At 43.8% G+C, this 21061-nt stretch carries 15 protein-coding genes and 1 tRNA gene; 5 read left to right on the plus strand and 11 right to left on the minus strand.

The features are described from left to right. The first annotated feature begins 516 nt into the window (after positions 1-516). Complete coding sequence (locus ACP7AA_RS10880) at positions 517-2235, plus strand: proline--tRNA ligase (RefSeq protein WP_426223567.1); 1719 nt, start codon at positions 517-519, stop codon at positions 2233-2235. Positions 2236-2347: 112 nt separating this feature from the next. Here the strand turns inward: ACP7AA_RS10880 and queF are convergent, their stop codons facing one another. The 4 genes from queF to ACP7AA_RS10900 all read right to left on the minus strand — a co-directional run bounded on the left by queF (position 2348) and on the right by ACP7AA_RS10900 (position 6148). Continuing rightward, a complete protein-coding gene (queF, locus tag ACP7AA_RS10885) occupies positions 2348-3226 on the minus strand; it encodes an NADPH-dependent 7-cyano-7-deazaguanine reductase QueF (protein ID WP_426223568.1) in 879 nt (292 codons plus the stop codon). A 99-nt stretch (positions 3227-3325) separates the two neighbouring features. Then, complete coding sequence (locus ACP7AA_RS10890; RefSeq protein ID WP_201562788.1) at positions 3326-4138, minus strand: ABC transporter permease; 813 nt, start codon at positions 4136-4138, stop codon at positions 3326-3328. Positions 4139-4155: 17 nt separating this feature from the next. Then, a complete protein-coding gene (locus ACP7AA_RS10895) occupies positions 4156-5118 on the minus strand; it encodes an ABC transporter ATP-binding protein (protein ID WP_201562712.1) in 963 nt (320 codons plus the stop codon). A gap of 352 nt (positions 5119-5470) precedes the next feature. Continuing rightward, on the minus strand, positions 5471-6148 hold the full coding sequence (locus tag ACP7AA_RS10900; protein ID WP_426223569.1) for a c-type cytochrome: 678 nt from the start codon (positions 6146-6148) through the stop codon (positions 5471-5473). Between the two features lie 372 nt (positions 6149-6520). Here ACP7AA_RS10900 and ACP7AA_RS10905 point away from each other — a divergent pair. Continuing rightward, a tRNA-Arg gene (locus ACP7AA_RS10905) sits at positions 6521-6597 on the plus strand. A 163-nt stretch (positions 6598-6760) separates the two neighbouring features. On the opposite strand, the gene ACP7AA_RS10910 is transcribed toward ACP7AA_RS10905, so the two are convergent. Then, positions 6761-7126 (minus strand): hypothetical protein, encoded by a 366-nt coding sequence (locus ACP7AA_RS10910; RefSeq protein WP_426223570.1) that lies wholly within the window; start codon positions 7124-7126, stop codon positions 6761-6763. Positions 7127-7161: 35 nt separating this feature from the next. Between ACP7AA_RS10910 and ACP7AA_RS10915 the strand changes: the two genes are divergently transcribed. Beyond that, a complete protein-coding gene (locus tag ACP7AA_RS10915; RefSeq protein WP_201624112.1) occupies positions 7162-7962 on the plus strand; it encodes an NAD-dependent deacylase in 801 nt (266 codons plus the stop codon). A gap of 130 nt (positions 7963-8092) precedes the next feature. Here ACP7AA_RS10915 and ACP7AA_RS10920 read toward each other — a convergent pair whose 3' ends face one another. From ACP7AA_RS10920 to ACP7AA_RS10935, 4 genes are all read right to left on the minus strand, one after another. Beyond that, entirely contained in the window at positions 8093-9091 is a 999-nt protein-coding gene (locus tag ACP7AA_RS10920) for an adenosine deaminase (protein WP_201624114.1), read from the minus strand. Positions 9092-9310: 219 nt separating this feature from the next. Further along, on the minus strand, positions 9311-9835 hold the full coding sequence (locus ACP7AA_RS10925) for a TPM domain-containing protein (protein WP_201562721.1): 525 nt from the start codon (positions 9833-9835) through the stop codon (positions 9311-9313). Positions 9836-9912: 77 nt separating this feature from the next. Continuing rightward, a complete protein-coding gene (locus ACP7AA_RS10930) occupies positions 9913-11133 on the minus strand; it encodes a TPM domain-containing protein (RefSeq protein ID WP_426223571.1) in 1221 nt (406 codons plus the stop codon). 148 nt (positions 11134-11281) lie between these two features. After that, a complete protein-coding gene (locus ACP7AA_RS10935) occupies positions 11282-11914 on the minus strand; it encodes a LemA family protein (protein WP_201562725.1) in 633 nt (210 codons plus the stop codon). A gap of 1005 nt (positions 11915-12919) precedes the next feature. Between ACP7AA_RS10935 and ACP7AA_RS10940 the strand changes: the two genes are divergently transcribed. Continuing rightward, positions 12920-14470, plus strand: coding sequence for an alanine/glycine:cation symporter family protein (locus tag ACP7AA_RS10940; RefSeq protein WP_201620377.1), 1551 nt, complete (start codon positions 12920-12922; stop codon positions 14468-14470). Between the two features lie 279 nt (positions 14471-14749). Here ACP7AA_RS10940 and ACP7AA_RS10945 read toward each other — a convergent pair whose 3' ends face one another. After that, positions 14750-15358, minus strand: coding sequence for a fasciclin domain-containing protein (locus tag ACP7AA_RS10945; RefSeq protein WP_426223572.1), 609 nt, complete (start codon positions 15356-15358; stop codon positions 14750-14752). A gap of 437 nt (positions 15359-15795) precedes the next feature. After that, complete coding sequence (locus ACP7AA_RS10950; RefSeq protein ID WP_201620458.1) at positions 15796-16350, minus strand: fasciclin domain-containing protein; 555 nt, start codon at positions 16348-16350, stop codon at positions 15796-15798. A 726-nt stretch (positions 16351-17076) separates the two neighbouring features. On the opposite strand from ACP7AA_RS10950, the gene metH reads away from it, so the two are divergent. Next, positions 17077-20895, plus strand: a complete 3819-nt coding sequence (gene metH / locus ACP7AA_RS10955) for a methionine synthase (RefSeq protein WP_426223573.1) — start codon at positions 17077-17079, stop codon at positions 20893-20895. The last annotated feature ends 166 nt before the right edge of the window (positions 20896-21061 follow it).

Raw genomic sequence — 21061 nt, forward strand, 5'->3', positions numbered from 1 at the left:
ATATAAATGCTAGTTGCGCGCGTTAACTTCAAGTAATAACTACCAATACTCTACATAATTCTCAATAGTGCTATGGCGAAGAAGTCAGCTCATTATTTGCTATAAATATGCTTAAAACCGCTAAATAATCGAATTAATACCAACATATTTGGCTCTTTAAGTAATGTTCTGGCTGAAAAAACAAAAAGTCATTGCGTCTTAGGCGAACTTTACCTAACATAGTCAGATTGTATAAGCAAAATGTTGGCGTACACCTATTTTTCTGGCTTATATGTCTAAAATATGACGTTGCCAATATGGACGTTTAATACAAAATGAAAAGTTCCAGCCTTTTTGCAAGGCGTTTTATGAACGCACTTTCTACTGATGTACTGTTTGTCGCAGTACTTTTTAGCTAGGCATGTCCTAGACTATTACCAAGTGATAAAAGGTAAGCTTGCGTCGGCCATCAAAGCACACGCTCAATATCCTACTATTTCTTATTTATTTTATCGTTGATAAGGTTATGCTTTATTTATGAAAGCCAGTCAATTTTTGTTTGCCACGCTAAAAGAAACTCCCAGCGATGCTGATATCGCCTCAAGCCAATTAATGGTAAGAGCAGGTCTTATTCGTAAAATCGCTTCTGGATTATATATCTGGTTGCCGATAGGTTTGCGCGTGTTGCAAAAAGTCGAACGCATCGTTCGCGAAGAGATGCAAAACGTCGGCGCTCAAGAGGTGCTGATGCCAATGACCCAACCTGCTGAGCTTTGGCAGATGACCGGTCGATTTGACGATTATGGTCCTGAGCTATTACGCTTCAAAGACCGTCATGACCGCGATTTTGTTTTGGGCCCGACGCACGAAGAAGTCATCACCAATCTTGCCCAAGGCGAGCTGCGCAGTTATAAGCAGTTGCCGATTACCTTTTTCCAAATCCAAGGTAAGTTCCGTGATGAGATTCGTCCGCGTTTTGGCGTAATGCGTGCGCGTGAATTTACCATGAAAGACGCCTACTCGTTCCACGTTGACCAAGCGTCACTCGCTAAGACTTACCATGATATGTATGACGCTTATACGCGCATCTTTACCCGTTTGGGTTTGGATTTCCGTGCGGTACAAGCGGATACGGGTTCTATCGGCGGTTTTGCTTCGCATGAGTTCCATGTGTTGGCAGATAGCGGCGAAGACGATATCGCCTTCTCAGATTCTTCTGATTATGCGGCCAACGTCGAGCTTGCTGAATCGGTAAGCACCGCTGAGCGTCAGCCGCCGAAGATGGAGCGCGAAGACGTCTTAACGGAAAACATGACCAGCTGTAAAGTGGTTGCTGAACATCTAGGCGTACCGCTAGAGACGACGGTGAAAACCTTAATCGTTCATGGTCATACTGAAGATGGTGAGCCGCAATTAATCGCTATCGTTTTACGTGGCGATCATCAGCTCAATACCATTAAAGCTGAAAAAATCGAAGAAGCCAATGTGCCGCTTACGATGGCCTCTGATGAAGAGCTCATAGCAGCGGGTCTGCATAAAGGCTTTATCGGTGTTGATTTGGATATGCCAGTATTTGTCGATCGCTCAGCCGCCACCTTGTCAGATTTTGTCACGGGCGCGAATGAAGTCAATAAACATACCGTTGGTATGAACTGGGTACGTGATGCAAGCATTACTCGTATTGTTGATGTGCGCAATGTACAAGAAGGCGACCCTTCTCCAGATGGTAAAGGCACGCTAAAAATCAAACGTGGTATCGAAGTCGGTCATATCTTCCAGTTGGGTGATAAGTACTCGCAAGCGCTGAATGCTACCGTATCTGGTGAAGATGGCAAGCCTGTCACTCTAATGATGGGTTGTTATGGTATTGGCGTTAGCCGTATCATCGCTGCTGCTATCGAGCAAAACAACGACGAAAACGGCATCATGTGGCCAAAAACGCCAACCGTTGATGACTCGATTGCGCCTTTTGAAGTGGCTATCATTCCGATGAAGTCAAAAGAAGAGACCGTCATGGAGACGGCGACCGCTTTGTATGAAGAGCTAAAAGCGCAAGGCATCAATGTACTACTTGATGACCGTAACGAGCGTCCAGGCGTTAAGTTTGCCGATCTTGAATTGATTGGTATTCCACATCGTATCGTGGTTTCAGACCGTAACTTGGCTGAAGGCAAATACGAATACGTCAATCGCCGTGAGGCAGAAAAGCAAATGCTTAGCCGTGAAGAAGTCATGGCGAAAGTAAGTAGCAAATAGTTTTATTAATAAAACTTATGCCATAACAAAGCGCCTATCTTAGTGAATAAGATAGGCGCTTTGTTATGTCTACACTAATTGCTCAGTAAATGATGAAAAGCCAACCTTTTACCTACTGACGTATTAAACGGCTTGGTTTAGGTAATAAGCTCATATCACTGACACGGCAAGGATTGATATCGATACCGCCGCGGCGTGTATACCATGCGCGAACCATCAATGTACTTGGCTGATAGTATTGACTCAAATCAGCAAATATCTGCTCGACACATTGCTCATGAAAACCATTATGCTGACGAAAGCTTAAGATATAACGCAGCATATTGGCGGTATTAACTGGCTTTTCACTGCTTATCGAAACCGCCAATGTGCCCCAATCTGGCTGATTGGTCACCGGACAATTACTACGCAGCAAGTTAGAATAAAAACTGAAATTTTTGCCAACTTTTTTTTCAGAGTCTCTAAAATCGCTTTCATTTTTAGCTAATAATGACGCATCAGGATGCTCCGTTAGCGCTACTTTCTCGCTGCTATTTGCAAGCGCCGCATCGATGCAAACACCTTCAGGTTGTGCAATCAATAAGCGTGTTGCTTTATCGTTCAGGTCATCATTTAAATCAAATAGCTCAACCTGTACTTCTGCTTGTACGCAGGCTGATAAGTCTTTGGCTATCAGCGCTTGCACATCGTCCCAGCCAGAAAACTCAGTAAAGTTAATACTGTTTAAATATAACTTAAGCGACTTTGACTCAACGATAAATGGCGAGCTTGCCGGAATACCAAAGCGTGCAATAGCCACTTGTGAAATACCTTGGGAATTTAACCAAGACAGCTCAAACGCCTGCCACCAATCAACGCCCACTTTTAGTTTATCGTCTTGCCAGCCAATCGCATCACGTCCCATACTACGAGCAATCGGGTATAACGTCTCTGGACTATACTCAGTCGGATAGTCGGTAGTTTGCTCACCCAAGATACCGTGAATACTCATTTATCTTCCTAATATTAAAGCGTTAAAGTCTTATTGAAATGGCCAATTACCAACTAGGTCAAGCAGGTAGTAAAACTATGACCTGCTAAACTGCAAATACTACAAGCGTACGCGTGAGCCATTACTCAATAATCGATAAGCGATGGTATAAAATATCGCACAGAATACAAAAATCGCCGCCATCGAATACCAAACATTGACATCAGAATATCCCAAGATGCCATAACGGAACGAATTCACCATATAGACAATCGGGTTCAATAACGAGACGTTTTGCCAAAATGGTGACAGATTTTCCATCGAGTAAAACACCCCGCCAAGATAAGTCAGTGGCGTCAATACAAAGCTTGGAATGATGGAGATATCATCAAATGAGCGGGCAAATACTGCGTTAATAAAGCCGCCCAATGAAAACAAGATAGAGGTGCCAAGCACCGTAAATACCGTCACAAATAAATGCTCGATACCAAGGTCAGTAAAGAACAGCGCCACTATCGAGACGATAATACCAATCGCCAGTCCGCGAAAGATACCACCACTGATATAACCCATCAAAATTGCATGCTTAGACACCGGCGAAACCAAAAGCTCTTCGATACTGGCGGTAAATTTAGCACTAAAGAAGCTCGAAACCACGTTAGAGTAACTGTTGGTGATAATCGACATCATGATTAGACCGGGTACGATAAATTGCATGTATGGCACGCCGCCCATTTCACCGACACGCGAGCCAATCATCTTACCAAAGATGACAAAATACAAGCTCATGGTAATGACTGGCGGCAACAACGTTTGCGGCCAAATACGTAAAATCCGGCGCACTTCTTTGACTAAGATAGTGCGAAATGCAATCCACTTTTGGGCGATGGTTAAACCGTCATGAGGACGAGATACCTGTGCTGCTTTATTCATATCACTCATGTCCTGACTCATAGTCCCGCCTCCTTCATACTGTCTGCACTATCGATATTTTTGTCTACCAAGCGCATAAACAACTCTTCTAAGCGGTTGGCCTTGTTACGCATACTCGCCACAGTAATGCCTTGCTCTGATAATTGGTTAAAGACACCATTTAACGACTCGCCTTCTGTTAAAGTCACTTCCAGCGTCTGCTCATCTGGCTGCGACAATCCCGTTATCCCAGTCAAATCTAATTGACGCGTAAGCGGCGTCTCTAAATCAAAAACAAAAGTCTCAACCGATAATTGAGCAAGTAAATCTTTCATTTCTGTATTAATACGAATCTCACCATGATCCAAAATCGCGATACGCTTACACAGCTGCTCTGCTTCTTCTAGGTAGTGCGTGGTCAAGATAATAGTGGTGTTTTCTTCGATATTAATCTGCTGCATAAACTCCCACATAGAGCGGCGCAGCTCGATATCAACACCAGCCGTTGGCTCATCAAGAATCAACAGTTTTGGCTTATGAATCAATGCGCGAGCAATCATCAAGCGGCGTTTCATACCGCCTGATAATTCGCGTGATTTGCTATCACGTTTGTCCCATAACCCGAGCGCGGTCAGTAAGCGCTTGGCCCGTGGACGTGCTTCTTTGGCAGAAATACCAAAGTAACCCGCCTGAGTAATCAAGATGTCTTCCACTTTTTCGAACTGATTAAAGTTAAATTCTTGCGGTACAACCCCAAGGTATTGCTTGGCCACCGAAGGATTTTCTAATAAATCCGTGCCAAAAATCTTTACGCTACCGGCCGTCGGCTTAAATAGTGAGCTAATAATGCCAATCATCGTTGACTTACCAGCACCATTTGGCCCAAGCAGCGCAAAAAAACCACCCTGCGGGACGGTTAAACTGACATCTTTGAGTGCCGAAAACCCATTGCTATAGGTTTTGGATAAATTCTGAATAGCAAGTGCTGGTACTTCAGACATGAATACCTCTTTATTGGTTATAAATTTGTATGGACAGCGATTTTTAGCATACTGGTATTTTTTAGCATACTAATATCTAGAAGAGACGATGTAATGTCATAAAGTGAGGCTACTAGCAATGAATTTCAACTGTTCCCTATGAGAAGTATCATATTGATAATACTCATCATTAAAAAAGCGCCTACCTCATTAAATGAAATAGACGCTTTATCAATACAGGCGTTAAAAGGCTGAATAGATTTATTAGCAATAAATCATGCTTACACAGTTAACTCATAAGCCTAAAAACCATTTGGCTAAATGTAGCTTATTATCTAGCAACTAATAACTAATAACTAATAACTAATAAAAACTAGCTTGCTTCACCAATCATATAATCAACCGCGCTTTGTACTTCTTCATCAGGAATATCCGCGCCGCCTTTGGCAGGCATGGCGTTGAAGCCATTGATAGCATGGGTATACAAAGTCTCTGTACCTTTTGCGATACGAGGTCCCCAAGCACCAGCGTCACCTAACATAGGTGAGCCAAGTAAGCCTGACGCATGACAAGTTTGGCAGACAGCGTTATAAACATCTTTACCATCACGAGGACCATCGCCTGCAGCTGGACCAGCAGAACGTGCGGTCACGTCACAAACTTCGTCGTCTTCAAAGCATACTTTAGCAACAGGTTGAATACGAGCAATCAAGTTAGGATACAAAGCAATCAGCTTTTGTACTTGCGGCGTGTCCTCTGGAATTGGCTCTTCAGCAGCAGGTGCTGCAGCGGCAGTTGCTTCAGTTGGCGCAGCGGCATCAGCGCCGTCTGTTGCAGTTGCAGCGGCATCAGCAGGTGCAGCCCCATCGGTGGTATCTGCAGCCGCTTGGGTATCATCACCCAGTTTTTGCGGCGCATTTTCGACAACGTCTTGCCCTTCTGCAACATCAGAGATGGTTACAGGAGTGTCTACAACACTTTCAGCTTGGCTCACAGCGATACTAGCGATTCCTAGAATGGCAGCTGCCGATAACATAACTACTTTTCTCATTCGTCACGTTCTCTTATTGCGTATACAAGGGCCGACACGGCTTGGACATTCTGTCTGTCCTCCTTTGACAACCAAACCAGTTATCAATAGCAAACAGCCATCCCGCATGCAGGCGCGCTTGTAATCGGTGATTATAAATATGGATTCTCCCTGACATTATAAGGGAAAAGACAGGTAGATTGCCATGCCTGTTTGCTGACTATGGTGTTTTTTCTTAAAAAACCTCAATAGCGACCTTCATTCATTGGCTTTATGGCTTTTATTTGTTAGACTAAGCGGTCTTAATTTTTAGACGTCTCGCAGTATTAACGACAGCTAATCATCCTCGTTTATACAGGGCGTTAATTAGTACGTTTTTAGTCAATAAATTATGCGCTCGTAGCTCAGTTGGATAGAGTATCGGTCTCCGAAGCCGAGGGTCGTGGGTTCGATTCCCGCCGAGCGCACCAATCACCATAATCAGCAGTATTTTACCTTTTCCTAGTCTCACCTATTATCTCTATAACCCTTTGACAGCAACGTTTGGGGTTCTTAACTGCTGCCTATCGTTGTGCGCTAACATCGATAAAATGTTGTACATAGAGTTGTTAAATCTATTTAATTTATATAACCCTACTCTGCATCTTGTAAATTTGCGGTTAATTGAGCGCGGCTGGGTACACGGTGATAATTGATTACAGGTACGTCACCTAAACGGCGCTGACCGGCGGCAATCTTTTTATCAATCGTAATCATGGCAATTTTTTTATCTTGCTTACTGATAAGCAAATGATTGGCTTTGCGGTTGACACGGTAGTCAGGAAAATGCTGCTTTAGCAACTCTGAGGTTTTTTGCAGCGCATCATTTATCGGTGTCTTCATAGCTGTCGACTTTGAACTATGCTTATCAGCAGCTTTAGGGGCGCGTGATTTTGCCAACAACCATAATCCAACGACGACCGCCAGCAATATGACAAGCCACCACATTCCATCTATCATAGAAGTCTATATCCATTGTTAATAAGGGTTAGGTCATGTTAGCAGAATTATCAGCAGCGTTAATAGCAGAAGTCGAGCGTGCGGCCAAACTACTTGGCGCAAAACAGCGCATTTGTATTTTAACTGGCGCAGGGATTTCCGCAGAAAGCGGTATTCCTACTTTTCGAGATAAGCAAACAGGCCTCTGGGAAAACTATGGCGCTGAAGATTTGGCGACGCCAGAGGCTTTTACACGTGACCCAAAGCTGGTTTGGGGATGGTATCAATGGCGCAGACAAGTGGTCGCCGATAAAAAACCAAATCCCGCCCATGACGCCTTAGCGCAGTGGCAGTATCATAGCCAATCCTCTGGCCAGCACATAACGCTTATTACTCAAAATGTCGATGACTTGCATGAACAGGCTGGCAGTACGGTCACTCATCTGCATGGACATCTATGGCGTAATCGCTGTAGCCAATGTAAGACACCCTATCAGAAGCAGTCTAGAGGCTCATACAGCAGCGCCGACACTATGGATTATAGTGAGGCGCTGATTAGCTGTCCGCATTGTGATGGTTATATTAGACCAGATATCGTTTGGTTTGGTGAAGCGTTGCCCGTACAAGCATGGGAGACGGCTGAACAAGCGGCGGCTAATTGTGAGGCTTTTATCAGTATTGGTACGTCAAGTCTCGTCTACCCTGCCGCTGGGCTGGCACTGTTAGCAAAAGATAATGGTGCCAAAATCATCGAGATAAATCCAAATCCGACACCCAATGCCATCGTGGATATCACCTTAGCGGAAAAAGCAGGAATGGTGATGCCGTTATTAATCCAAAAAATCACTGCTTTATAATCGCTTGACCCTAAAATAATAGCAAATGACAAAACAAAAGGCTTAACGATTGAATCAATCGTTAAGCCTTTATTATTAAAGATATATGCAATCAGTGCTTTATTCAATCAGTGCCTTACTACATCAATGCTTATTGCAGCGCAAGATCAACTCTCGCTAAGTATGCTTCTTTTAATTCATCATCTATGAATGATGATCTAAAAGAGTTTTTTACCAAAGTAATGATATCGTTTTCCGTTAGCGGCAGATTTTCACATAAATTGATAAAGTTTTGATTGATATAGCCTTTGAAATAAGCAGGATCGTCGGAGTTGACACTGACATTAAGACCATAATCTAACAGCGCTTTGATATTATGCGCTTGATAGCTGTCAAAAACTTTAAGTTCGATATTAGAGTTTGGGCAAACCGTCAGCGGCATTTGCTCCTCTTTTAGGCGTTGCATCAATGCGGCACTTTTTATCGATTGCACACCATGATCGATTCTACTAATACCCAGTAAATCTAACGCTTCATAAATATACGAAAAATCGGCTTCTTCGCCAGCATGAGCGACCAATGTAAAGCCTGCTTCTTTGGCCTTTTTAAAGACCTCTTTAAACTTGGCAGGAGGGTTACCCAGCTCCGAAGAATCAAGACCGACACCGATAATATCGTCTTTAAATGCCATTGCTTCTTCTAAGGTTTCAAAGGCATCTTCTTGCGATAAATGACGCAAAAAACACATGATGATACAAGAAGTGATGCCGTATTTTTCTTTAGCATCATCGAGTGCCTCTTTGATGCCAGTAATAACGGCTGCAAAAGGCACGCCTCTTGCGGTATGGGTTTGCGGATCAAAAAATATCTCAGTATGAATGACATTGTCTTCAACACATTTTAAAATATATTCCCACGTTAAATCGTAGAAATCGTCTTTGGTCATTAGGACATTGGCGCCCGCATAATAGATATCTAAAAAGGTTTGTAGATTGGTAAAATTATAGGCGCGGCGTACATCCTCGATGTCATTATAAGGGATGTCTATATTATTCTTTTTCGCCAATCTAAACATCAGCTCAGGTTCTAATGAGCCTTCAATATGCAAATGCAGCTCTGCTTTGGGTAATTTCTTTATTAATTCAATCATAATGTTCCAGTAGTGGTTTTTATTAAGCGCTGCGTTTGTCAGCGGGGTATATTTATAAAGGCTATTATATTTCAATTGGCCGTAAAACCCCATAGACAAACAGCAAACCCTTGCATTCAGCTATAAACACGACTTTATAAGGGTAACTTTATAATAAGGGTTGCTTCATAATAAGGGTTACTGCATAAAAGCCATTTCAAAAATACAGTATTAAAAACGCTATTTTAAAAATACCACAGTATCAGACAGCTCATTACCGGCGGGATCATCGCCTAGATGATAATACTGACGCAATAACTGACCTACCTCATCTAGTAGCTCCGCTAAGCTTTCTTCAGTTTTTTGATTGGCAATACCTGAGACCGCTTTTTCACACATGGCGCGCCACACAGTCGGGCTCACATGCGTGCTAATACCGCGATCCGCGACGATTTCAAGCTTATGCTCGCAGATATTGACGTAGATTAAAACACCCGTATTTTCTTCCGTATCCCAAACGCGATATTCACTAAACAAATCAATCGCCCGGTCACGACAGTCAAGACGATAGGCATCTTGGACAGGTAAGTGATTTTCTATAATTAAAAACACCTCACCGCGATGCCCACGCTCAGCCAACGTCACCTGCTCTGTCAGCCGCGCTTTAGCCGCGGGCGTTAGCCATTTGCTATGCAGCATAGGGACAAACAGTACTTGACGCCACCAACGAGCAAAACTTGCCTGCGACGAATTGCTTTTTACCATTATATTATTTCCTCAAGTACGCCATTGCTGGCAGTCATCTAATGTCTGAACCTAACACGCCTTTATCAAAACCGCCTTTACCAAGAGCCGCCTGCCCCGCCGCCGCCAAAGCCGCCGCCACCTCCTCCGAAGCCGCCGCCAAAACCACCACCGCCGAAGCCGCCGCCACTACTGCCGCCCATACCCGGTAAGAACACCATACCACCGCCGCCGCGTCCTCCACGACCACCGCGCCCGCCACCTGAGCCGCGCGAAATTAAAAACAGCCATAAAAATATCGCCATAATTAAGGTCATAAAGAAACCACCGCCCAAGGCAAGCGAGCCTGCAAAGAAACCGCCAGCAGTCAGGATAGAACCAAAGATGCGCCCAAAGATACTGGTAATAAAGCTACCAAATATCATCGCCATCACGAATAAAAACACCGGTGATGGATTTTCACCAATATCACTTTGGCTTTGACTGCGTTCAGCCGCTTGCGCATCGGCACGCGCCAACACTTCAGGGTCAGCGGTCAGACGCGTTTGCAGGGCACCAACGCCAGCCAATATCCCAGCGCCATAGTCATTTTGCTTAAATAGCGGCGTAATATCTTCACGAATAATACGGTTGACCGCAGAATCGGGCAACACACCCTCTAACCCATAACCGGTCAAAATGTACATATCGCGGTCATTGACGGCAACGACCATCAGCAAGCCATCATCAATGTCTTTATTACCAAGCTGCCATTTTTCGGCGACCTGTAACGCATAGTCAAAGATTGGCATGCCATTGGTCGTCGGTACAATGACAACCGCAGCTTGCGCCAAACCTTGCTGATAAATACCTCTTAGCTGCGCCTCTAAGCGTTGTTTTTCTTGCGGGTTTAAGATATTGGCTTGATCAATGACGGGTGAATTTAGGATGAGCTTATCAGCATCGACACTTTCAGCACTCGACTGCACAGCTGGTTTAGTGGCTGTCGACGCGCCTGTTCCTTTTTCGCCGCTACCATTATTAGCGTTTGCCGCATTGGGATTAATAGCATCGTTGCCAATGATGGCCTCATTAATCGCTTCGTTACCTAAAACGGCATCGTTAAGGGCTTCATTAGATTCTGCAGCTTTTGCAATCGCCACCAAATCCTCGACACTACGATTTTGCATATCTGAGGCGCTATCGCTAGCGACAGCAATATTATCATTAACACTGCCGTTGGTATTAGCATCGGTATTGGGCGCAGCATGCAGCACCGAGCCACTAGCGATGCTTAGGGTGAATAATAATGCGGATAAAAGTGCTTTTGAATTATTCATCTAATCTATACCACCTCAAATAACATCTGGACTAAATTAATGGCTGCAAAACCAAGCTAACGGCAAGGCGACGGATATAAAAGCGCTCAATAGAAAAACTCACTATAAACGCTCATCTTTATCCGCCACGATTTTACTTTACTGCACTTTATTGAGCGGTCTTCGTATCGTCATCACCAAAGTCTACACTGGGTGCAGTCGATATCTCTTTTTCATTGGCGACGCTAAAGTTTGGCTTTGGATCCATACCAAATACTTTGGCAGTAATATTGGTTGGGAACTGGCGCACTGTGGTGTTATAGCCTTGAACTTCTTGGATATAACGATTACGCGCCACAGCGATACGGTTTTCCGTGCCTTCAAGCTGAGCTTGCAAGTCTTGGAACAGCGCATCTGACTTTAGATCAGGATAACGCTCAGAAACTGCCATTAGACGTGATAGCGCCCCAGTCATCTGGTCTTGGGCAGCGGCATAACGCTCCATCGCTTCAGGGTCATTAAGCAGCTCTGGAGTGATGGTGATACCGCCAGCTTGTGAGCGCGCTGCAGCAACTTGGGTAAATACCTCTTGTTCTTGCTCAGCATATTGCTGCACAACTTTAACTAAGTTTGGCACCAAATCCGAGCGGCGCTGGTATTGGTTGACCACCTCCGACCACGACGCAGTGACTTGCTCGTCTTGCGCTTGCAGATTGTTATAACCACAACCTGTTAAGCCAACGGTAGATGTGGCCAATACGGCTGCTAGCAACATAGGTTTTACAATAGATTTACGCGTCATTTTTGACTCTCCTAAAAATGATAAATAACAAACAAGACGTTTTTTTAAGCACTTTTTTAATCATACACATTTATATAGGCGTATATCGCCTCCTCTACAAATGTGTCGCCTGCCATACATTGTGCTAATAATGGCGCTATCAGGTTACTTTTACAATTCATCGTTACCAAAACACAACCGCAAAAGCACGGCTCCTAGCAAGAGTTTGAGCGCTTTTTTCGACCTCTCTTAACTCATAAATCCTAACGATATTTTCAGCAACATTGAAGAAGTCGTAACAAAAGCGTGATAAATAAAGGGTTTTATCACTCTCTGGCATAAATTCAGTGTTAATAAACACTACTATATAAACGCCTTTATAAAGAAAATTCTAGTAATTGGCTAAAAAATATGGCAAATTGCAGTTACGTAGCCGTACGGTTTGAATACATTTGGTAGTGGACTTGTTACATTTTTGGTATTAGAGAATTGATAACAGCCCCTTAAAAAAGGATTGATAAGCAAACAGATGCTTGCCTATCAAGCTTAGCATAGAGATGTAAGCGACCGATATGACTCATAGAAAGTGGATTGCCATCACCTTAAGGATGGAGATTTAATATTATAACCGCCTGCTTTATCCGCTGATCTATTGATAACTGCTTAAGCATTTATAATGTGATAACAAAATATCGTCGTTATCAAAGCGCAAAAAGATAGATAAGAATAGCAACCGCCGCTCATTTATTGCCATTTATAAATAAGCAGTTAATAAGGAGTGAATTTGATTACTAGCTAGCGCCAATAAGCGCTTGCCTGCGATCAATATTGCTAATAGACCCAGCGGATAAAGACAGAAAACTACAGTCCATTCTTGGTGGCTAAGCGCGTATGAAACTTAATCGATAGGTTCAAGTAGATGCCGATTATTTGAGAAGTTGGTTTTAATAAGGAAATTAAATAGCAAACTTACTCTAAGCATCATCATATATAGCCATTTTGAGACAGTACTAGGAATATATACATATGGAAAGTTTAGTTAATGTAGTAAACGGAATTATCTGGAGCCCGGCATTAATTTATTTATGCTTGGGCGCAGGTTTATTTTATTCCATCATGACGCGCTTCGTACAAGTACGTTTATTCAGTGAAATGATCAGCTTACTATTTAAAGGTAAGTCGAGTGCACAGGGTATTTCATCATTTCAGGCACTTGCCGTATCCTTAGCAGGTCGTGTGGGTATGGGTAACATCGCAGGGGTAGCAGCAGCTATCGGCTTCGGTGGTCCTGGTGCGGTATTTTGGATGTGGGTTGTGGCGTTCTTAGGCGCATCTACCGCTTATGTCGAATCAACCCTTGCGCAGATTTATAAAGAAAAAGACGTCGTCACTGGCGAATATCGTGGTGGTCCCGCTTATTACTTTGAGCGCGCGCTTGGTCAACGCTGGTACGGCATTATTTTCGCCATCGCGTCTATCTTAGCTTGTGGTATGTTCTTACCTGGTGTGCAAGCAAACGGCGTTATCAATGCCTTTGCACAGGTGATGGGTGAAGGCACCGTGATGAATATCGGTAGCTTAGAAGTGGGCTCTATGCGTCTTGTCGCATTGGGTATCATTCTAGTGGTACTAGCGATTATTATCTTTGGTGGTATTAAACGTATCGCAACCTTTACTGAGTATGCGGTTCCTTTTATGGCACTGGGTTATATTGGCCTAGCGCTAGTCATCATGTTTACAAACTACCAGATGATTCCAGAAGTATTTGGCTTAATCATTGGTGATGCCTTTACCGCTCAAGCCGGTTTTGGTGCGGCCATCGGTTGGGGTGTAAAACGTGGTATTTACTCTAATGAAGCCGGTCAAGGTACAGGTCCTCATGCTGCTGGTGCGGCTGAAGTTGAGCATCCATCACAGCAAGGTTTAGTACAAGCATTTTCAGTCTATGTTGATACCTTATTGGTTTGTTCGGCGACTGCCTTTATGATTTTGACCATGGGTACTTATAACATCCAAGGTACGCTACCTGACGGTCAATATATCGTACAAAACGTTGCAGCGGGCGTTGAGATTAACTCACCTGCCTTTACCCAAATGGCAATGGAATCAGTATACGGTCAATTTGGTAACACCTTTATCGCTATCGCCGTATTCTTCTTTGCCTTTACCACCATCTTGGCTTACTACTATATTGCTGAAGTAAACGTCGCGTACTTAACGCGCTTTATCAGCCGCGGTGCCAATAAAACCGGTCTATTCTTAGTTAAAGTACTAATCATGGTGATGGTTGCCTACGGTGGTCTTAACTCAGCCGGTTATATCTGGGCGATTGGTGATATTGGTGTTGGTCTCATGGCTTGGCTTAATATCGTTGGTATTTTGGTCATCTTCTTTGTCGCCCGTCCAACGCTTACCATGCTTAAAGACTATGAAGCACAGCGTAAAGCTGGCGTGAAGCACTATACTTTTGATCCAGCAAAATTCGGTATCAAAAACGCGCCGTATTGGGAAGAGCGTCATCTTAAGCAACAACAAAGAATGGCAGCCCAAGATCCACTACATAAAGAGCGCCTATAATTCACTCTACTGTAGTGCTGTCTAAGTCGTATTAATAGTATCGATGAGATTGATAGTATTGCATGAATAGTATCGATAGCATTGATAACATCGATAAAAAACAAAAGCCCGAGGCCATCGTCTCGGGCTTTTTTATGCGCGTAATGTTGTCATAAAGACTGTGATATATTTTGCGATGAGTCATAAAATAAGTCATAAAATATAAAAAAGCCCAGCTCGGTGGCTGGGCTTCTTAAACACTTAGATGCTTTTACTGTTGTTTATAGCGATAAAATCAGCTTATTTAGGTAGCAGTACATTATCAATCACATGGACTACACCATTGGTCGCCATCATATCTGTGCCAACGATATTAGCCGTATTGCCGCTCGCATCAGTAATGACGTTGGCATCGCTGATAGAGAACGTTTGACCGTTTGCGGTTTCAATAGCATTGCCATAAGGGATATCAGCGGCTTTTACTACCATCGGTACGACATGATAAGTCAGGACGCTAGTGAGCATCTCTTTATCTGCCAATAACTGCTCTTTGGTAATGTTCAGCTTGGTTAATAAAGCAGCAAAGGCATCATCAGTTGGGGCAAATACCGTGTACTGACCTTCTGCCATCATCATGTCATCAAGGTCGGCGGCTTGTAGTGCTGCCGTTAAAATGGTTAGATTTTCATTACCGGCCGCCATCTCGCCAATGCTTTGGGTAGCCATATCTGCTGGCATGGCAGTCGCGTCTGCTTCAGCCATTGCTTCAGGGGCAACTTCTGGCTCAACGACGACGTCAGTAGTCGCTTCTGGCTTAACTGGCTCGGTAACGGCTTCTTTATCGTTACAAGCAGCTAGTGACAATGCAGCGGTAACGACAGCGATAGATAATAGGTTCTTCTTTAACATAGGGTATTCCTTTGGGGTAAATAGTTGGTGATTGGATGTTTATAAATGGGTAAGGGTTAAAGATGGAGAAGGATTTGAGTGAATGGCTTATAAATAAGTAATTTAGTGAATATGTAATACCGATAACTTTTAATAACTAATATGCTAAGTTAATAAAGAAAGCTTAGAAATAAACCAACGATTTCAATGACTACCATATTAGCTGATTATTTTTTAATTGGTGCTTACTTAGGTAGGGACACTGTATCGATCACGTGTACAAAGCCATTGTTAGGTTAATAACCCTTTTTAGCTTAAAAACCATTTTTGGCTTATAGGCTAATAATATCGCTTTGTACTATATGAGCTTGTGTACCACCTAAATGAGCAGCTTATTAAATACCTGTTTGAATTTATACAGCTTATATAAGAGCTTATTTAAGAAATTAATTAATTACTTATTTAGGCATTAATACTCTATCAATCACATGCACCACTCCATTACTCGCAGCGATATCAGTTTTTAAAATCTTGGTTATGCGGCCATTTTCATCCATGAGTCTGCCTTGTGGTGTAATGACCAATGTATCCGTACTTAGCATGGTGTAATTACCGGGTCTGACGTGTTTTTGATAAACGGGCGTGTTACCTTTTAGCACATGGTAAGTCAAAATCTTAGTGAGCAATGGTTTGTTGGCAAACAGCTCAGCTTTGGTCATGCCCGTTTCTTGTAATGCTTGAACAAAGGCGGCATTGGTCGGTGCCAATACCGTATAGCTTGCACTGGTATCAGATAATGCGCCTGCTAAATCAGCAGCGACCACCGCTTCTACCAATAGCGAAAAATCTGGATTACTTTGAGCGATTTGTACCACGTTCATACTGGTGGTAGCTTGGCTATGCATCGGTGCTTTCATAGTGGGGCTTTTGGTTGGCATCATATTATTACAAGCGCTAAGACCTGCGATAGAAAGTGCCAGAGTGCCAAGGGTGGCGATTTTAACTAGTTTCATAACATTGTCCTTAATGATTGAATGACTATAATTTATTCAGTTTTTATGCCTGTCTTACAGTCAGATTGTCTTTCCTTAGAACCACTGCTTATATCAGAAGCACTGCTTACATCGCTGGTTGATTCCCAATTGTTAATCACTCACAAATAAAAATCATTAGCAGTTACTAATAAGCATTGCTTATGAAACGCCAATCCTTCTGAACTTAAATTAACATATAGCTGGTCTTTATAAATTTACGTTTACGCTATTTTTTGTGCTATCGATGTAAGTTTTGTCAGTGTTTTAGGTGAATAATCAGAGTTTCACTATTGAAAGCAAAGCTTTATGTAATCATTGCGTGAAAGGATATTCATTTGTACCAAATGGCATTATCCAATAGAATCAATACAAGAAAATCAATGCCATAAAATCTAACACTATCATGTGTGAGCCATGGCACGTTTAATCATAAAGCTATTTGTAAAACGCCAAATTTCAAATATGTTTAAATGCGATGGCTGCAATGGTTTTGCCAAAGCGGAATAAGTACAATTCCGTGATTCATAGACATTTCATGCTAGAATAATCCAGATTTGCTTATCGGTTTTAAGCCGTTATTTTATGAAGTATATGATTTAAACGCCCTATTCTATTACTAAGCTAATTTACCAAGCTAACCCTAAAAAATATTGAACGACGTTACCTCCTTCCCTTTATTATCTTGACTCTATAAGCAGCGCTCCTATGACTCAAAAGACTAATACATCACCGACCTCTTCTCCCGCTGATGGCTATACAGATGTAGCTAATGCATCAAACACGGCTAATGATTTTATTCTCACGCCGCCGGCTGTGTTTCCTTATAAGGTACAGCAACAGGACGCGCGCGCTCGTATCACCGAGCAGATGGCGTCGCGGATTTTGATGTTAGATGGAGCAATGGGCACGCATATTCAGAACTATAAGCTCGAGGAAGCAGATTATCGCGGTGAGCGTTTTGCCGATATTGAGCAAGATGTACGTGGTAATAATGATTTACTGGTACTCACGCAGCCGCAGATGATTAAAGAGATTCATATTGCCCATCTGGAAGCCGGTGCGGATATTATTGAGACTAATAGCTTTAATGGTACGCGCCTATCGATGGCCGACTATAATATGCAACATCTGGTGCCGGAACTGAATAAAACTGCTGCCAAGATTGCGCGCGAAGCTGCTGATGAATACACCGCTAAGACCCCAGAAAAGCCGCGCTTTGTCGCTGGGGTTATTGGTCCGACGTCGCGTACCTGTTCATTATCTCCTGATGTTAACGACCCCGCCTTTCGTAATATTACCTTTGATGAATTAGTACTGAACTATCGCGAGGCGACGTTGGCACTGATAGAAGGCGGCGTCGATATCCTGTTAATCGAGACCATTTTTGATACGCTAAATGCCAAGGCAGCCATCTTTGCGGTAACCGGCGTCTTCGATAATATTGGTTTTGAGTTACCGATTATGATTTCGGGCACGATTACCGATGCGTCCGGTCGTACCTTATCAGGTCAAACGGCTGAGGCATTTTATAACTCGATTCGCCATGCTAAACCATTATCAGTTGGCTTCAACTGTGCTTTGGGCGCTGATGCGCTACGTCCACATATCCAAACACTATCAAATATCGCCAATACTTATGTATCTGCGCATCCGAACGCTGGTCTGCCCAATGAGTTTGGTGAGTATGATGAAAGCGCTAGAGAAACCGCGGCACTGCTTGAAGGCTTTGCCAAAGCTGGTATCTTAAATATCGTCGGCGGCTGCTGTGGTACGACGCCTGAGCATATTCGCCAAATCGCTAATATGGTGGCCAATTATCCACCGCGCGTCATTCCTGAAATCGCCCCTGCTTGCCGCTTATCGGGACTTGAGCCTTTTACCATTACGCCTGAGAGCTTGTTCGTCAACGTCGGTGAGCGTACCAACGTTACTGGCTCAAAGAAATTCTTACGCTTGATTAAGACCGAAGCTTATACCGAAGCGCTGGATGTCGCCCGCGACCAAGTCGAAGGCGGCGCGCAAATCGTCGATATCAATATGGATGAGGGCATGCTTGACTCCAAGCAAGCGATGATTCACTTCGTCAATTTGGTCTCTGGTGAGCCGGATATCAGCCGCGTACCCTTGATGATTGACTCCTCAAAATGGGACATTATCGAAGAAGGTCTCAAACGTATCCAAGGTAAATCCGTCGTCAACTCTATCTCATTAAAAGAAGGTCATGCCGAGTTCGTCGAGCGTGCCAAGCTTTGTATGCGCTATGGTGCAGCGGTCATCATCATGGCATTTGATGAAGACGGTCAGGCTGATACTTACGAGCGTAAAATTCAGATTTGTCAGCGCAGCTACGATGTCTTGGTTAATGAGGTCGGCTTCCCATCGGAAGATATCATCTTTGACCCCAATATCTTTGCGGTTGCGACCGGTATCACTGAGCATAATAATTACGGCGCTGACTTTATCAATGCCACCAAATGGATAACCGATAACCTGCCAAACGCCATGGTATCGGGCGGCGTCTCCAACGTGTCGTTTAGTTTCCGTGGCAACCCGATTCGTGAAGCCATCAATTCAGTCTTTCTATACCATGCAATTCAAAACGGCTTAACCATGGGTATCGTTAACCCAGCCATGCTAGAGGTTTATGATGATATTCCGAAGGAAGCTCGCGACGCCATCGAAGATGTGATGCTCAACCGCAACCAAGGCGAAAGCGGTCAAGAGGCGACCGAACGTTTGATGACCATCGCTGAAAGTTATCAAGACGGCGGTAAGAAAAAAGACAGCACCGTCGATATGTCATGGCGCGAAGGCACGGTCGAGGAGCGTATTGCCCATGCACTAGTGAAAGGTATAACCACCTTTATCGACGCCGATACCAAAGAGGCGTGGGAGAAATATCCTAAGCCGCTAGAAGTCATCGAAGGGCCATTAATGGATGGCATGAATATCGTCGGCGATTTATTTGGCGCAGGTAAAATGTTCTTACCGCAAGTGGTCAAATCAGCACGCGTGATGAAACAATCGGTTGCCTGGCTAAACCCATACATCGAAGCGGAAAAAGTTGAGGGTGAAAAGAAAGGCAAAATCCTCATGGCAACGGTCAAAGGTGATGTCCATGATATCGGTAAAAACATCGTCGGCGTGGTGCTTGGCTGTAACGGCTATGAAATCCTCGATCTTGGCGTGATGGTACCGTGTGAAAAAATCCTCGATACTGCCATCAAAGAGGAAGTCGATATCATCGGTTTGTCAGGTCTGATTACTCCAAGTCTCGATGAGATGGTCTACGTCGCTAAGCAAATGCAAGAACGCGGCATGACCCTACCCTTGATGATTGGTGGGGCAACGACTTCTAAAGCGCATACGGCGGTTAAAGTAGAGCCTCAATACCAAAACGATGCGGTTATTTATGTATCAGACGCTTCACGCTCCGTTGGTGTCGTGACAAAATTACTATCACAAGAGCACCGTCAAGGCTTAATCGATGAGACGCGCGAAGAGTACATCAAAGTACGTGAGCGCCTTGCCAAACGTCAACCGAAAGCGGCGAAAATATCTTATGCTGAGTCGATTGAGCTTGGCTTTCAGTACGATTGGGACAACTATGTACCGCCAGTGCCAAATAAGCTTGGACAAGTGATATTTGATGATTACCCCATCACTAGCCTGCTGTCTTATATCGACTGGACACCGTTCTTTATCTCTTGGGGCTTGGCGGGTAAATACCCAAAAATCTTGCAAGATGATGTCGTTGGCGAAGCGGCGCGTGATTTGTTTGATAATGCCAATGACTTGATGCAAAAGATGATTGATGAGAAGTTAATCGTCGCCAAAGGCGTCTTTAAGCTCATGCCAGCCCGTCGCACGGGTGCCGATACCGTCACCGTCTATGACAAAGCACCGACTGAGGGCGGCACAGCAGAATATCAATTTGAGCATTTGCGTCAACAGTCAGATAAAGCCAGCGGCAAGCCAAACTTTAGCTTGGCAGACTTTATCTCGCCATCAGATGCGCATACCGATTATCTTGGCGGTTTTACCGTCTCTATCGTGGGCACAGAGGCGCTTGCTGAACAGTACAAAGCAGCTGGTGACGACTATAATGCCATCATGACCCAAGCCTTATCTGACCGCTTAGCGGAAGCCTTTGCCGAGCATCTGCATGAGCTCATACGTAAAGAGTACTGGGGTTATCAGGCTGACGAGAATCTAACCAATGACGAGATGATCAAAGAAAAATACGTCGGTATCCGTCCTGCGCCTGGCTACCCTGCTTGCCCTGAGCATACCGAAAAAGGCAAGTTATTTGAGTGGATTGGTACGGGCGATGCTATCGGTACTAAGCTCACCGAAAGCTATGCGATGTGGCCTGCGTCATCGGTCAGCGGTTTTTACTACTCGCATCCTGAGAGTGAATACTTTAACGTCGGTAAAATCAGCAGCGATCAGTTAGAGAGTTATGCTGAGCGTAAAGGTTGGGATATCAAGACTGCTGAGAAGTGGCTGAATCCGAATTTGTAGGTTTGGTTTTGGTTAGGACTTTCTGAAGAAGTGTTTCAGATGAGATTGGTTACTTAAGTAGCCAATCCCACTTTTGCTTCTATCTGCCACTCTAGGCGACAATCGAGGCTAGATGCAGCATCTAATTCTTGTTACTATTTGTAGTATTTAATTTTTTTCACCAAAA

The sequence above is a fragment of the Psychrobacter sp. DWR1-2-3 genome, assembly GCF_049896465.1.
Lineage (GTDB): Bacteria > Pseudomonadota > Gammaproteobacteria > Pseudomonadales > Moraxellaceae > Psychrobacter > Psychrobacter maritimus.

What these genes read in the sequence shown, in the direction of transcription:
- metH (WP_426223573.1), top strand. Translation starts at nt 17,077, where the DNA reads ATGACTCAAAAGACTAATACATCACCGACCTCTTCTCCCGCTGATGGC.
- ACP7AA_RS10915 (WP_201624112.1), top strand. Translation starts at nt 7,162, where the DNA reads ATGTTAGCAGAATTATCAGCAGCGTTAATAGCAGAAGTCGAGCGTGCG.
- ACP7AA_RS10880 (WP_426223567.1), top strand. Translation starts at nt 517, where the DNA reads ATGAAAGCCAGTCAATTTTTGTTTGCCACGCTAAAAGAAACTCCCAGC.
- ACP7AA_RS10890 (WP_201562788.1), bottom strand. Translation starts at nt 4,138, where the DNA reads ATGAATAAAGCAGCACAGGTATCTCGTCCTCATGACGGTTTAACCATC.
- queF (WP_426223568.1), bottom strand. Translation starts at nt 3,226, where the DNA reads ATGAGTATTCACGGTATCTTGGGTGAGCAAACTACCGACTATCCGACT.
- ACP7AA_RS10930 (WP_426223571.1), bottom strand. Translation starts at nt 11,133, where the DNA reads ATGAATAATTCAAAAGCACTTTTATCCGCATTATTATTCACCCTAAGC.
- ACP7AA_RS10920 (WP_201624114.1), bottom strand. Translation starts at nt 9,091, where the DNA reads ATGATTGAATTAATAAAGAAATTACCCAAAGCAGAGCTGCATTTGCAT.
- ACP7AA_RS10910 (WP_426223570.1), bottom strand. Translation starts at nt 7,126, where the DNA reads ATGATAGATGGAATGTGGTGGCTTGTCATATTGCTGGCGGTCGTCGTT.
- ACP7AA_RS10895 (WP_201562712.1), bottom strand. Translation starts at nt 5,118, where the DNA reads ATGTCTGAAGTACCAGCACTTGCTATTCAGAATTTATCCAAAACCTAT.
- ACP7AA_RS10925 (WP_201562721.1), bottom strand. Translation starts at nt 9,835, where the DNA reads ATGGTAAAAAGCAATTCGTCGCAGGCAAGTTTTGCTCGTTGGTGGCGT.
- ACP7AA_RS10940 (WP_201620377.1), top strand. Translation starts at nt 12,920, where the DNA reads ATGGAAAGTTTAGTTAATGTAGTAAACGGAATTATCTGGAGCCCGGCA.
- ACP7AA_RS10945 (WP_426223572.1), bottom strand. Translation starts at nt 15,358, where the DNA reads ATGTTAAAGAAGAACCTATTATCTATCGCTGTCGTTACCGCTGCATTG.
- ACP7AA_RS10900 (WP_426223569.1), bottom strand. Translation starts at nt 6,148, where the DNA reads ATGAGAAAAGTAGTTATGTTATCGGCAGCTGCCATTCTAGGAATCGCT.
- ACP7AA_RS10950 (WP_201620458.1), bottom strand. Translation starts at nt 16,350, where the DNA reads ATGAAACTAGTTAAAATCGCCACCCTTGGCACTCTGGCACTTTCTATC.
- ACP7AA_RS10935 (WP_201562725.1), bottom strand. Translation starts at nt 11,914, where the DNA reads ATGACGCGTAAATCTATTGTAAAACCTATGTTGCTAGCAGCCGTATTG.